Origin of the sequence: Shigella sonnei (assembly GCF_002950395.1) — a bacterium.
Lineage (GTDB): Bacteria > Pseudomonadota > Gammaproteobacteria > Enterobacterales > Enterobacteriaceae > ECMA0423.
Genome location: NZ_CP026802.1, coordinates 1,180,351 through 1,194,478, shown reverse-complemented (window position 1 = coordinate 1,194,478; position 14,128 = coordinate 1,180,351). Strand labels below are relative to the sequence as shown.

Below are 14,128 nucleotides of genomic sequence, written 5' to 3'. Positions count from 1 at the left end.
AACAGTAAAATTCTGAATCTTTTTGCGCGAAATCAAAAAGAACACGTGTATGCCACAAAATAATCCGCCTGCGCAAATTAACCTACCTCAATAGCGGTAGAAAAACGCACCACTGCCTGACAGGCCAGTTAAAAAAATGCTATAAAATTCAGCTTAATTTTTAACGGCAAGAGAGACAAAACAGCGAGCATGACACGACAAAAAGCAACGCTCATAGGGCTAATAGCGATCGTCCTGTGGAGCACGATGGTAGGATTGATTCGCGGTGTCAGCGAGGGGCTCGGTCCGGTCGGCGGCGCAGCTGCTATCTATTCATTAAGCGGGCTGCTGTTAATCTTCACGGTTGGATTTCCGCGTATTCGGCAGATTCCGAAAGGCTATTTACTCGCCGGGAGTCTGTTATTCGTCAGCTATGAAATCTGTCTGGCGCTTTCCTTAGGGTATGCGGCGACCCGTCATCAGGCGATTGAAGTGGGTATGGTGAACTATCTGTGGCCCAGCCTGACAATTCTCTTTGCCATTCTGTTTAATGGTCAGAAAACCAACTGGCTGATTGTACCAGGATTATTATTAGCCCTGGTCGGCGTCTGCTGGGTGTTAGGCGGTGAGAATGGGTTACATTATGATGAAATCATCAATAATATCACCACCAGCCCATTGAGTTATTTCCTGGCGTTTATTGGTGCGTTTATCTGGGCAGCCTATTGCACAGTAACGAATAAATACGCACGCGGATTTAACGGAATTACCGTTTTTGTCCTGCTAACGGGAGCATGTCTGTGGATTTACTATTTTCTCACGCCACAACCAGAAATGGTATTTAGCACGCCCGTCATGATTAAACTCATCTCTGCGGCATTTACCTTAGGATTTGCTTATGCTGCATGGAATGTCGGTATATTGCATGGCAATGTCACCATAATGGCGGTAGGCTCGTATTTTACGCCTGTACTTTCCTCAGCGCTTGCAGCCGTGCTGCTCAGCGCCCCGCTGTCGTTCTCGTTCTGGCAAGGCGCGCTAATGGTCTGCGGCGGTTCCCTGCTCTGCTGGCTGGCGACACGTCGTGGTTAAAATAATTGCCGGGTCTACGGCCCGGCAGTTAATCAGATAAATTCCGACAATATTAAAAAATAAATTTCAAATACCAGTAATTCACCTTATATCTCATTTCGACTTCGATCACATATCGATAAATAATATTATTTCATCTATTTTTCTCATTGTTTTTAATCACCATTCTATTTTAAAAACAGTATGTCATTTATAAATGACGCCGTTTAAAATTCGTTTAGAAAATACGTTTAACGATAATTAAAAGGATTCTGTTAAATGAAATTAAAAATAGTTGCGGTGGTTGTAACTGGTTTGTTAGCTGCGAACGTAGCACACGCTGCCGAAGTCTATAACAAGGATGGTAATAAACTCGACCTTTATGGCAAGGTTACCGCTCTACGTTATTTTACTGATGATAAGCGTGACGATGGTGATAAAACTTATGCCCGTCTCGGCTTTAAAGGAGAAACGCAAATCAATGATCAAATGATTGGTTTTGGTCACTGGGAATATGATTTTAAAGGCTATAACGATGAAGCCAACGGCTCGCGCGGCAACAAGACCCGTCTGGCCTATGCTGGTTTAAAAATTAGTGAATTTGGCTCTCTGGACTATGGTCGTAACTACGGTGTCGGCTACGACATTGGTTCATGGACCGATATGTTGCCAGAATTTGGTGGCGATACCTGGAGTCAGAAAGATGTCTTCATGACATACCGTACCACCGGTCTAGCAACCTATCGCAACTACGATTTCTTTGGCTTAATTGAAGGGCTGAACTTTGCCGCGCAATATCAAGGCAAAAATGAACGTACTGACAACAGTCATCTTTATGGTGCTGACTACACGCGTGCCAACGGTGACGGTTTCGGTATCTCCTCAACTTATGTTTATGATGGCTTTGGTATCGGTGCGGTATATACCAAATCCGATCGGACAAATGCGCAGGAAAGAGCCGCTGCTAATCCTCTCAATGCCTCCGGTAAGAATGCAGAACTATGGGCCACAGGTATAAAGTATGATGCCAACAACATCTACTTTGCAGCTAATTACGCTGAAACATTAAACATGACCACCTATGGGGATGGTTATATCTCTAACAAAGCACAAAGTTTTGAAGTGGTGGCGCAATATCAATTCGACTTCGGCTTGCGCCCATCACTCGCTTACCTGAAATCGAAAGGCAGAGATCTGGGCCGCTACGGCGACCAGGACATGATTGAGTATATCGACGTTGGTGCGACGTATTTCTTCAACAAAAATATGTCGACCTATGTTGATTATAAAATCAACCTGATTGATGAAAGCGACTTTACCCGTGCCGTAGATATTCGGACCGATAACATCGTCGCTACGGGCATTACCTATCAGTTCTAACGTCCTCTCCTGACCAGCCCTTCTCTGGGCTGGTTTTTGATTTAAGTGCTGCTGTATGACTCCTTAAGTAAAAATGAGCAATTTTTGATATTTCTGGTCATTCACCTCAATTAATATTATTCCATATCCTCCGGGGACATCTTACTATAATATTTATTGATGAGTGATTATGACCAATATTAATACAGCTTGTGTAAAAAATAATGCCAGTTATCAACTTAATAACGCATTACCTAACAAAGAAACCATCTCCAGCAATTTTTGTGAACGACTAGAACAATGGGGTAATAAATCGGTTAATAATGGTGAAGAAAGAGCAATTGCCGTGGAGCGAATTAAAGAAGCTTACAATTCGAACATGGCATCTCTTGATTTGTCATATCTTGATTTGAGTGAATTACCGCCTATCCCCTCGACAGTTAATACGTTAAATCTGGAAAACAATTGTCTAACTTGTCTTGACTTAGCTGACAATGCCAGTCTCGTTAATATCAACCTCAGCGTTAATAAAATTAACACGATAACCTTTCCAAAAGAATCAAAACTGGAAAACATTTATATTGATCATAACAATCTGGAAAGTTTAGATTTAAAAAATCAGCATTCATTGGTTAATCTGGAAGCGCAAAATAACAAACTGACAAAAATTAATATTTCTGATAGTTATAAACTGAAATTTCTTAATCTTGATTATAACAAGCTAGCATCGCTGGATGTCTCCCGGCAAGAATCTCTGATTGAGTTAAGTGCCCATCACAATATGATCACTGACCTTATATTACACAATCATCCCAGGATGAAAACAATCACTTTAAACGACAACCATATTGCACATTTAAACGCCAAAAACACTACAAAACTGGAATATTTAAACTTAAGCAATAACAATTTACTGCCAACCAATGACATTGATCAACTAATATCATCAAAACATCTTTGGCATGTATTAGTTAACGGCATCAACAATGATCCACTTGCACAAATGCAGTACTGGACTGCAGTAAGAAATATAATTGATGACACTAATGAAGTGACCATTGATTTATCAGGACTTAATTTAACCACTCAACCACCAGGGCTGCAAAACTTCACATCTATCAATCTTGATAATAACCAACTCACACATTTTGATGCAACCAACTACGATAGACTCGTAAAGCTAAGTCTGAATAGTAATGCTCTTGAGTCAATAAATTTTCCTCAAGGCAGAAATGTAAGTATTACACATATATCTATGAATAATAATGCTCTCAGAAATATTGATATAGATAGGCTTTCATCAGTTACTTATTTTAGTGCGGCACATAATCAACTAAATAGCTGCGCGGAATAGTAGATCACTTTGAGGGAACTTAGCCCGGATTGTGCGATCTGATCAATCGCCAAATCAAAACAAATCACCAACCGGACTGAGCAATGCCGATCATAGCACCAATTTCCCGTGACGAACGACGCCTGATGCAGAAAGCCATCCATAAAACACACGATAAAAATTATGCCCGCAGACTGACTGCCATGCTGATGCTGCACCGGGGCGACCGTGTCAGCGACGTTGCCAGAACGCTCTGCTGCGCCCGTTCCTCTGTTGGACGCTGGATTAACTGGTTCACGCAGTCGGGTGTTGAGGGACTGAAATCATTACCTGCCGGGCGTGCCCGTCGCTGGCCGTTTGAGCATATCTGCACACTGTTACGTGAGCTGGTAAAACATTCTCCCGGCGACTTTGGCTACCAGCGTTCACGCTGGAGTACAGAACTGCTGGCAATAAAAATCAATGAGATAACCGGTTGCCAGTTAAATGCCGGAACCGTTCGCCGCTGGTTGCCGTCTGCGGGGATTGTGTGGCGAAGGGCTGCGCCAACTCTGCGTATCCGTGACCCGCATAAAGATGAAAAGATGGCAGCAATCCATAAAGCACTGGACGAATGCAGCGCAGAGCATCCGGTCTTTTATGAAGATGAAGTGGATATCCATCTTAATCCCAAAATCGGTGCGGACTGGCAACTGCGCGGACAGCAAAAACGGGTGGTCACGCCGGGACAGAATGAAAAATATTATCTGGCCGGAGCGCTGCACAGCGGGACAGGTAAAGTCAGCTGTGTGGGCGGCAACAGCAAAAGTTCGGCGCTGTTCATCAGCCTGCTGAAGCGGCTTAAAGCGACATACCGTCGGGCGAAAACCATCACGCTGATCGTGGACAACTACATTATCCACAAAAGCCGGGAAACACAGAGCTGGCTGAAGGAGAACCCGAAGTTCAGGGTCATTTATCAGCCGGTTTACTCGCCATGGGTGAATCATGTTGAACGGCTATGGCAGGCACTTCACGACACAATAACGCGTAATCATCAGTGCAGCTCAATGTGGCAACTGTTGAAAAAAGTTCGCCATTTTATGGAAACCGTCAGCCCATTCCCCGGAGGCAAACATGGGCTGGCAAAAGTGTAGCGGTATTAAGCGCAGCTATTTAGAGTTTGTGCAATTAGAATCTTGCGAATGTCTGCAATACCTGAATCTCAGCCATAATCAATTATCTGATATTGTTGCAGGTAATAAAAATTAACTCTTACTGCTGGATCTATCCCATAATAAACTAACAAGTTTACACAATGTCTTATTTCCCAACTTGAATACGTTACTTATTAACAAAAACCTGCTTTCTGAAATTAAAATATTCTATAGCAACTTCTGCAATGTTCAGACATTAAACGCTGCTAACAACCAGTTGAAAAATATAAATCTTGATTTCCTGACTTGTCTTCCATCTATTAAAAGTTTAAGACTGGACAACAATAAAATAACCCATATTGATACTAATAATACATCCGATATTGGAACTTTATTTCCCATAATAAAACAGAGCAAAAACTTAAATTTTTTAAATGTTTCTGGAAGAACAATTGCCCTACTATGCAGCTCATGTTATTTAATTTGTTTTCCCCAACACTTAAGCTTAATACTGGCCTGGCAATTCTTTCGCCTGGTGCATTTGAAGTTCACTCTGACGGAATAGATGTGGATAACGAATTGTTTCACTATCCTATTAAAAATAGCATATACCCCATATAATATACACACTTACAAGACAGAGGAAGTTGTAAACCAGAGGAATATAAAAGTTAAAAACATGACCTTAGATGAAATAAACAATACTTACTGTAATAACGATTATTACAATCAGGCAATAAGAGAGGAACCGATAGACCTTCTGGACAGATCGTTTTCCTCCAGTTCATGGCCTTTTTAGTGAATAAATCATCACTAATTCTATAAGTGTCTGGTCTTGTTGATAATATAGTTAATATGTAACCCTTTAGATTCACGATCTGAAGGGTTGAAACATGACATACGTTCAAAGATTAACCCCGTTTGAAGGTTAGCTTGTTAGTTACATTTAGTAACACATATCTGGCTACTTAATCCCCATTCTGCCCCGCGGTTACGCTTTCTTATCTATTCTTTCAATCAGCACTTCACCCAATTCATCCTTAATTCTAATAACTGGCTATTGCGCCTTACCTCCTGTTTTGTCTTTTTTCATTACCAATGTGTGCATGTGAGGAACAATATGGCACTGCAAAATGAGAAAAATAGTCGTTATCTTTTACGCGACTGGAAACCAGAAAATCCGGCCTTCTGGGAAAATAAAGGAAAACATATTGCTCGAAGAAACCTCTGGATATCAGTCAGTTGTCTACTTCTTGCCTTCTGTGTCTGGATGCTATTTAGCGCAGTTACCGTTAATCTCAATAAAATCGGTTTTAATTTTACTACCGATCAACTCTTTTTATTAACCGCATTACCCTCCGTTTCTGGCGCATTATTGCGTGTTCCCTACTCCTTTATGGTGCCTATATTCGGTGGACGCCGATGGACGGTTTTTAGTACTGCAATCCTGATTATTCCTTGCGTCTGGCTCGGAATTGCCGTGCAAAATCCGAATACTCCTTTTGGGATATTTATCGTTATCGCTTTGCTATGCGGTTTTGCAGGTGCAAACTTTGCTTCGAGCATGGGCAATATCAGTTTCTTCTTTCCAAAAGCCAAACAAGGGAGCGCTCTTGGGATTAATGGCGGATTAGGAAACTTAGGTGTAAGTGTAATGCAGCTGGTTGCACCGCTGGTCATTTTTGTACCTGTATTTGCCTTTCTCGGCGTCAATGGCGTACCGCAGGCCGACGGTTCGGTGATGTCGCTGGCGAATGCCGCATGGATTTGGGTACCGCTACTGGCGATTGCCACGATCGCCGCCTGGTCAGGGATGAATGATATCGCCAGTTCACGCGCCTCAATTGACGACCAGCTCCCTGTCTTACAACGCCTGCATCTCTGGCTGCTGAGCCTGCTTTACCTTGCCACCTTCGGTTCGTTTATCGGTTTTTCTGCGGGTTTTGCCATGCTGGCAAAAACCCAGTTCCCGGATGTGAATATTCTGCGCCTGGCGTTCTTTGGCCCATTTATCGGTGCCATCGCGCGGTCGGTTGGTGGTGCTATTTCCGATAAATTCGGCGGCGTGCGGGTGACGTTGATCAACTTTATTTTTATGGCGATTTTCAGTGCCCTGCTGTTCCTTACCTTACCGGGCACAGGCTCCGGTAATTTCATCGCCTTTTACGCCGTATTTATGGGGCTGTTTCTGACTGCGGGTCTGGGAAGTGGTTCTACTTTCCAGATGATCGCCGTCATCTTTCGCCAGATAACCATTTATCGGGTGAAGATGAAAGGCGGTAGTGATGAGCAAGCTCAGAAAGAAGCCATCACCGAAACGGCGGCGGCTCTGGGCTTTATCTCAGCCATTGGCGCAGTGGGCGGCTTTTTTATTCCGCAGGCGTTTGGCATGTCGCTCAATATGACCGGCTCTCCGGTCGGCGCGATGAAAGTGTTTTTAATCTTCTACATCGTTTGTGTGCTGCTGACCTGGCTGGTTTATGGTCGGCGGAAGTTCAGCCAAAAATAAGAGATCGATGCCTGATGTACAACCGTGTCGCATCCGACAAGGCATCAGATCCCAATTCATTCCTGGAGCAGGAGTCATGTCATGAGTAAACTTTTGGATCGCTTTCGCTACTTCAAACAAAAGGGCGAAACCTTTGCCGATGGTCACGGACAGGTGATGCATAGCAACCGCGACTGGGAGGACAGCTATCGCCAGCGTTGGCAGTTCGACAAAATCGTGCGTTCCACCCACGGTGTTAACTGTACAGGCTCCTGTAGCTGGAAAATCTACGTTAAAAATGGTCTGGTGACCTGGGAAATCCAACAGACCGACTACCCGCGCACTCGCCCTGACCAGCCCAATCATGAACCTCGCGGCTGCCCGCGTGGCGCAAGTTACTCCTGGTATCTCTACAGCGCTAACCGCCTGAAATACCCGCTCATTCGTAAACGACTGATTGAACTGTGGCGTGAAGCTCTCAAGCAACACAGCGATCCGGTACTGGCGTGGGCATCGATTATGAACGATCCGCAAAAGTGCTTAAGCTACAAACAAGTGCGTGGGCGCGGCGGGTTTATCCGCTCCAACTGGCAGGAACTTAACCAACTGATTGCCGCCGCTAACGTCTGGACCATCAAAATCTATGGTCCGGATCGCGTTGCCGGTTTCTCGCCGATCCCGGCGATGTCGATGGTGTCATACGCTGCCGGAACGCGTTATCTGTCGCTGTTAGGCGGCACCTGTTTAAGCTTCTACGACTGGTATTGCGACCTGCCGCCCGCCTCGCCGATGACCTGGGGCGAACAAACCGACGTGCCGGAATCTGCCGACTGGTATAACTCCAGTTACATCATCGCCTGGGGGTCTAACGTACCGCAGACACGTACGCCGGACGCCCACTTCTTTACCGAAGTACGTTACAAAGGCACCAAAACTATCGCCATTACCCCTGACTACTCTGAAGTGGCCAAATTGTGCGACCAGTGGCTGGCACCGAAACAAGGCACTGATAGCGCCCTGGCGATGGCAATGGGCCATGTGATTTTAAAAGAGTTTCATCTCGATAATCCCAGCGACTACTTTATCAACTACTGCCGCCGCTATAGCGACATGCCGATGCTGGTAATGCTGGAACCTCGCGACGATGGTAGCTACGTACCCGGGCGCATGATCCGCGCGTCTGACCTGGTAGATGGACTAGGCGAAAGCAATAATCCGCAGTGGAAAACCGTGGCGGTTAATACCGCAGGTGAATTGGTAGTGCCGAATGGTTCGATTGGTTTCCGCTGGGGAGAAAAAGGCAAATGGAATCTGGAATCCATTGCCGCCGGTAAGGAAACCGAATTGTCGTTAACCCTGCTCGGTCAACATGACGCTGTTGCAGGCGTGGCCTTCCCCTACTTTGGCGGCATTGAAAATCCGCATTTTCGCAGCGTAAAACACAATCCGGTGCTGGTGCGCCAATTGCCCGTTAAAAACCTGACGTTAGTCGATGGCAACACCTGTCCGGTGGTCAGCGTTTATGATTTGGTGCTGGCGAATTACGGCCTCGATCGCGGGCTGGAAGATGAAAACAGCGCGAAAGATTACGCTGAAATCAAACCGTACACCCCAGCCTGGGGTGAGCAAATTACCGGCGTACCGCGCCAGTATATTGAAACCATCGCCCGCGAATTTGCCGATACCGCCCATAAAACGCATGGACGCTCAATGATTATCCTCGGCGCTGGCGTCAACCACTGGTATCACATGGATATGAACTACCGTGGGATGATCAATATGCTGATCTTCTGCGGTTGTGTCGGGCAAAGCGGCGGCGGCTGGGCGCACTATGTCGGTCAGGAAAAACTGCGCCCACAAACCGGCTGGTTGCCGCTGGCCTTTGCGCTCGACTGGAACCGCCCACCGCGCCAGATGAACAGTACCTCGTTTTTCTACAATCATTCCAGCCAATGGCGCTATGAAAAAGTCTCTGCTCAGGAGTTACTTTCACCGCTTGCCGATGCCAGTAAGTACAGCGGTCATCTGATTGATTTCAACGTTCGCGCCGAACGCATGGGCTGGCTACCTTCTGCGCCGCAGCTGGGGCGTAACCCGCTCGGGATTAAAGCTGAAGCCGACAAGGCCGGATTATCCCCCACAGAATTTACCGCCCAGGCGCTGAAATCGGGCGATTTACGTATGGCCTGCGAACAACCAGATAGCGGCAGCAATCATCCGCGTAATTTGTTTGTCTGGCGCTCTAACCTGCTTGGCTCCTCCGGCAAAGGCCACGAGTATATGCAGAAGTATCTGCTGGGGACCGAAAGCGGGATTCAGGGCGAGGAACTCGGTGCCAGCGACGGGATCAAACCGGAAGAAGTCGAGTGGCAAACTGCGGCGATTGAAGGCAAGCTCGACCTGCTGGTGACGCTCGACTTCCGCATGTCCAGTACCTGCCTGTTCTCCGATATCGTTCTGCCCACCGCCACCTGGTACGAAAAAGACGATATGAACACCTCGGATATGCATCCGTTTATTCATCCGCTTTCTGCGGCGGTCGATCCGGCGTGGGAATCACGCAGCGACTGGGAAATCTACAAAGGTATCGCCAAAGCATTTTCGCAAGTGTGCGTGGGTCATCTTGGCAAAGAAACCGACGTGGTATTACAACCCCTACTGCATGACTCTCCGGCAGAGCTCTCACAGCCGTGTGAAGTGCTCGACTGGCGCAAAGGCGAATGCGATCTGATTCCAGGCAAAACCGCGCCGAATATTGTGGCGGTGGAGCGCGACTACCCTGCTACGTATGAACGCTTTACCTCGCTCGGGCCATTGATGGACAAACTTGGCAATGGTGGTAAAGGGATTTCGTGGAATACCCAGGATGAAATCGATTTCCTCGGCAAACTCAATTACACCAAGCGTGATGGCCCGGCACAGGGGCGTCCGCTGATTGACACCGCCATTGACGCTTCAGAAGTGATTCTGGCACTGGCACCGGAAACCAACGGTCATGTTGCAGTCAAAGCGTGGCAGGCGCTGGGCGAGATCACCGGGCGCGAACATACCCATCTGGCGCTGCACAAAGAGGACGAGAAGATTCGCTTTCGCGATATTCAGGCGCAGCCGCGTAAAATTATCTCCAGCCCCACATGGTCCGGTCTGGAAAGCGATCACGTCTCCTATAATGCGGGATACACCAACGTTCATGAGTTAATTCCGTGGCGCACGCTGTCGGGACGCCAGCAGCTCTATCAGGATCATCCGTGGATGCGTGCTTTTGGTGAAAGCCTGGTGGCTTATCGCCCGCCTATCGACACCCGTAGCGTCAGTGAGATGCGCCAGATCCCGCCAAACGGCTTCCCGGAAAAAGCACTTAACTTCCTGACGCCGCACCAGAAATGGGGCATTCACTCAACCTACAGTGAAAACCTGCTAATGCTGACGCTCTCTCGCGGTGGACCGATTGTCTGGATCAGCGAAACCGATGCCCGAGAACTGACCATTGTCGATAACGACTGGGTGGAAGTCTTTAACGCCAACGGCGCGCTGACGGCTCGTGCGGTGGTCAGCCAACGTGTACCGCCGGGTATGACCATGATGTATCACGCCCAGGAACGCATTATGAATATTCCTGGTTCGGAAGTAACTGGCATGCGCGGCGGCATTCATAACTCGGTCACCCGTGTTTGCCCGAAACCGACGCATATGATTGGCGGTTACGCGCAGCTGGCCTGGGGCTTTAACTACTACGGCACCGTCGGCTCGAACCGCGACGAATTCATCATGATCCGCAAGATGAAGAACGTTAACTGGCTGGATGATGAAGGTCGCGATCAGGTACAGGAGGCGAAAAAATGAAAATACGTTCGCAAGTCGGCATGGTGCTTAACCTCGACAAATGTATCGGTTGCCATACCTGTTCGGTGACCTGTAAAAACGTCTGGACCGGACGCGAAGGCATGGAGTACGCATGGTTTAACAACGTCGAAACCAAACCGGGCATTGGTTATCCGAAAAACTGGGAAGATCAGGAAGAGTGGCAAGGCGGCTGGGTCCGCGATGTGAATGGCAAGATACGCCCGCGTCTGGGCAGCAAGATGGGCGTAATAACCAAAATCTTCGCCAACCCGGTGGTGCCGCAGATTGATGATTACTACGAACCTTTCACCTTCGACTACGAACATTTGCATAGCGCACCGGAAGGCAAACATATCCCTACTGCTCGCCCGCGTTCGCTGATTGACGGTAAGCGGATGGACAAAGTGATCTGGGGGCCAAACTGGGAAGAACTGCTGGGCGGCGAGTTTGAAAAACGTGCCCGCGACCGCAACTTCGAGGCCATGCAAAAGGAGATGTACGGGCAGTTTAAAAACACCTTCATGATGTACCTGCCGCGCCTGTGCGAACACTGCCTCAATCCCAGTTGCGTGGCGACCTGCCCAAGCGGCGCTATCTACAAACGCGAAGAAGACGGCATTGTGCTGATTGATCAGGATAAATGCCGTGGCTGGCGTTTGTGCATTAGCGGTTGTCCGTACAAAAAAATCTACTTCAACTGGAAAAGCGGCAAGTCAGAAAAATGTATCTTCTGTTATCCGCGAATTGAGTCAGGCCAACCCACCGTGTGCTCAGAAACCTGCGTGGGTCGCATCCGGTATCTGGGCGTGCTGCTTTACGACGCCGACCGCATTGAGGAAGCGGCGAGCACCGAGCGCGAAGTTGACCTCTATGAACGTCAGTGCGAAGTGTTCCTCGATCCACACGATCCCTCAGTGATCGAGGAAGCCCTGAAACAAGGTATTCCACAAAACGTGATTGAAGCTGCCCAGCGTTCGCCTGTCTACAAAATGGCGATGGACTGGAAACTGGCGCTACCGCTGCACCCTGAATATCGCACCCTGCCAATGGTCTGGTACGTTCCTCCGCTGTCGCCGATTCAGTCCTACGCAGATGCGGGCGGTTTGCCGAAAAGCGAAGGCGTGCTGCCCGCCATCGAAAGCCTGCGTATTCCGGTGCAATATCTCGCCAATATGTTGAGTGCCGGCGATACCGGTCCGGTACTGCGGGCGCTGAAACGGATGATGGCGATGCGCCACTATATGCGTTCACAAACCGTGGAAGGCGTTACTGATACTCGTGCCATCGACGAAGTAGGCCTGAGCGTCGCCCAGGTCGAAGAAATGTATCGCTATCTCGCCATTGCCAACTATGAAGATCGTTTTGTTATCCCGACCAGCCATCGGGAAATGGCGGGCGATGCCTTCGCAGAACGCAACGGCTGCGGTTTTACCTTTGGCGACGGTTGCCACGGTTCGGACAGTAAATTCAACCTGTTCAACAGTAGCCGTATCGATGCCATCAACATCACCGAAGTGCGCGACAAAGCGGAGGGCGAATAATGCAGATCCTCAAAGTGATCGGCCTGTTGATGGAGTATCCGGATGAGCTGTTGTGGGAATGCAAGGAGGACGCGCTGGCGTTGATCCGCCGCGACGCGCCGATGCTTACGGATTTCACCCACAACCTGCTTAACGCGCCGCTGCTGGATAAACAGGCCGAATGGTGCGAAGTGTTTGACCGCGGGCGCACCACGTCGCTGCTGCTGTTCGAACATGTTCATGCCGAGTCCCGCGATCGCGGCCAGGCAATGGTGGACCTGCTGGCGGAGTATGAAAAGGTCGGCCTGCAGCTGGATTGTCGGGAACTGCCCGATTATCTACCGCTGTATCTGGAGTATTTAAGCGTACTGCCTGACGATCAGGCGAAAGAAGGATTGCTCAATGTTGCGCCGATCCTCGCCCTGCTTGGCGGTCGCTTAAAACAACGCGAGGCACCGTGGTACGCGTTGTTTGATGCTCTGCTGCAACTGGCGGGAAGTATACTTTCAAGTGACAGTGTCACAAAACAAGTAAACAGCGAAGAGCGCGATGACACCCGCCAGGCGCTTGATGCAGTGTGGGAAGAGGAACAGGTGAAGTTTATTGAAGATAACGCCACGGCGTGTGACAGCTCGCCGCTTAATCAATATCAGCGACGCTTTAGCCAGGATGTCGCGCCGCAGTATGTCGACATCAGTGCGGGAGGTGGGAAATGATTCAGTATCTGAACGTCTTTTTTTACGATATCTACCCGTACATTTGTGCGACGGTGTTTTTCCTCGGCAGCTGGCTGCGCTACGACTACGGGCAGTACACCTGGCGCGCCTCCTCAAGTCAAATGCTCGATAAACGCGGGATGGTGATATGGTCGAATCTGTTCCATATCGGCATTTTGGGGATTTTCTTCGGGCACTTGTTCGGCATGTTAACGCCGCACTGGATGTACGCGTGGTTTTTGCCAGTGGCAGCGAAACAACTCATGGCGATGGTGCTCGGCGGTATTTGCGGTGTGTTGACGTTGATTGGCGGCGCAGGACTGCTGTGGCGCAGTCTGACAAATCAGCGCGTGCGTGCCACTTCCACTACGCCGGATATCATCATCATGAGCATTTTGCTGATCCAGTGTCTGTTGGGGCTAAGTACCATACCGTTTTCAGCACAGTATCCTGATGGTAGCGAAATGATGAAGCTGGTGGGTTGGGCGCAAAGCATTGTCACTTTCCGTGGTGGATCGTCAGAGATGCTCAACGGCGTAGCGTTCGTCTTCCGCCTGCATCTGGTGTTGGGAATGACCATCTTCCTGCTCTTCCCGTTCACCCGACTGGTGCATGTGTGGAGCGCGCCGTTTGAGTACTTTACTCGTCGATATCAAATTGTGCGTTCGCGGCGATAATTTCAC

8 protein-coding genes and 3 pseudogenes are annotated in these 14,128 nt (G+C 48.5%); all 11 read left to right on the top strand.

Annotation, left to right across the window (positions count from 1 at the left end):
• The first annotated feature begins 189 nt into the window (after nt 1–189).
• The 11 genes and pseudogenes from yddG to narI all read left to right on the top strand — a co-directional run bounded on the left by yddG (nt 190) and on the right by narI (nt 14,122).
• Complete coding sequence (gene yddG, locus C1P89_RS06340; RefSeq protein WP_000198219.1) at nt 190–1,071, top strand: aromatic amino acid efflux DMT transporter YddG; 882 nt, start codon at nt 190–192, stop codon at nt 1,069–1,071.
• A 258-nt stretch (nt 1,072–1,329) separates the two neighbouring features.
• The gene (gene ompC / locus C1P89_RS06335; protein WP_000768387.1) at nt 1,330–2,430 is read left to right on the top strand and encodes a porin OmpC; all 1,101 of its coding nucleotides are present in this window, start codon (nt 1,330–1,332) and stop codon (nt 2,428–2,430) included.
• A gap of 163 nt (nt 2,431–2,593) precedes the next feature.
• Nucleotides 2,594–3,076: pseudogene (locus tag C1P89_RS25850) on the top strand (hypothetical protein); the annotation flags it as partial.
• A 114-nt stretch (nt 3,077–3,190) separates the two neighbouring features.
• Nucleotides 3,191–3,745 (top strand): annotated as a pseudogene (locus C1P89_RS06330) (leucine-rich repeat domain-containing protein); the annotation flags it as partial.
• 101 nt (nt 3,746–3,846) lie between these two features.
• Entirely contained in the window at nt 3,847–4,878 is a 1,032-nt protein-coding gene (locus tag C1P89_RS06325; protein ID WP_005136263.1) for an IS630-like element IS630 family transposase, read from the top strand.
• 19 nt (nt 4,879–4,897) lie between these two features.
• Nucleotides 4,898–5,677 (top strand): annotated as a pseudogene (locus C1P89_RS25845) (leucine-rich repeat domain-containing protein); the annotation flags it as partial.
• Between the two features lie 321 nt (nt 5,678–5,998).
• The gene (narU, locus tag C1P89_RS06320; RefSeq protein WP_001207913.1) at nt 5,999–7,387 is read left to right on the top strand and encodes a nitrate/nitrite transporter NarU; all 1,389 of its coding nucleotides are present in this window, start codon (nt 5,999–6,001) and stop codon (nt 7,385–7,387) included.
• Between the two features lie 81 nt (nt 7,388–7,468).
• Nucleotides 7,469–11,209, top strand: coding sequence for a nitrate reductase Z subunit alpha (gene narZ, locus C1P89_RS06315; RefSeq protein WP_000040489.1), 3,741 nt, complete (start codon nt 7,469–7,471; stop codon nt 11,207–11,209).
• Nucleotides 11,206–12,750, top strand: a complete 1,545-nt coding sequence (narH, locus tag C1P89_RS06310; RefSeq protein ID WP_000702571.1) for a nitrate reductase subunit beta — start codon at nt 11,206–11,208, stop codon at nt 12,748–12,750. Before narZ ends, narH begins: the two co-directional genes overlap by 4 nt.
• On the top strand, nt 12,750–13,445 hold the full coding sequence (gene narW / locus C1P89_RS06305; protein ID WP_001166349.1) for a nitrate reductase molybdenum cofactor assembly chaperone: 696 nt from the start codon (nt 12,750–12,752) through the stop codon (nt 13,443–13,445). Before narH ends, narW begins: the two co-directional genes overlap by 1 nt.
• On the top strand, nt 13,442–14,122 hold the full coding sequence (narI, locus tag C1P89_RS06300) for a respiratory nitrate reductase subunit gamma (RefSeq protein ID WP_000617118.1): 681 nt from the start codon (nt 13,442–13,444) through the stop codon (nt 14,120–14,122). The genes narW and narI overlap by 4 nt, the downstream gene beginning before the upstream one ends.
• The last annotated feature ends 6 nt before the right edge of the window (nt 14,123–14,128 follow it).

Bases quoted from the DNA above. Each gene is read 5' to 3' on its own strand.
- yddG (WP_000198219.1), top strand. From the start codon at position 190: ATGACACGACAAAAAGCAACGCTCATAGGGCTAATAGCGATCGTCCTG.
- ompC (WP_000768387.1), top strand. From the start codon at position 1,330: ATGAAATTAAAAATAGTTGCGGTGGTTGTAACTGGTTTGTTAGCTGCG.
- C1P89_RS06325 (WP_005136263.1), top strand. From the start codon at position 3,847: ATGCCGATCATAGCACCAATTTCCCGTGACGAACGACGCCTGATGCAG.
- narU (WP_001207913.1), top strand. From the start codon at position 5,999: ATGGCACTGCAAAATGAGAAAAATAGTCGTTATCTTTTACGCGACTGG.
- narZ (WP_000040489.1), top strand. From the start codon at position 7,469: ATGAGTAAACTTTTGGATCGCTTTCGCTACTTCAAACAAAAGGGCGAA.
- narH (WP_000702571.1), top strand. From the start codon at position 11,206: ATGAAAATACGTTCGCAAGTCGGCATGGTGCTTAACCTCGACAAATGT.
- narW (WP_001166349.1), top strand. From the start codon at position 12,750: ATGCAGATCCTCAAAGTGATCGGCCTGTTGATGGAGTATCCGGATGAG.
- narI (WP_000617118.1), top strand. From the start codon at position 13,442: ATGATTCAGTATCTGAACGTCTTTTTTTACGATATCTACCCGTACATT.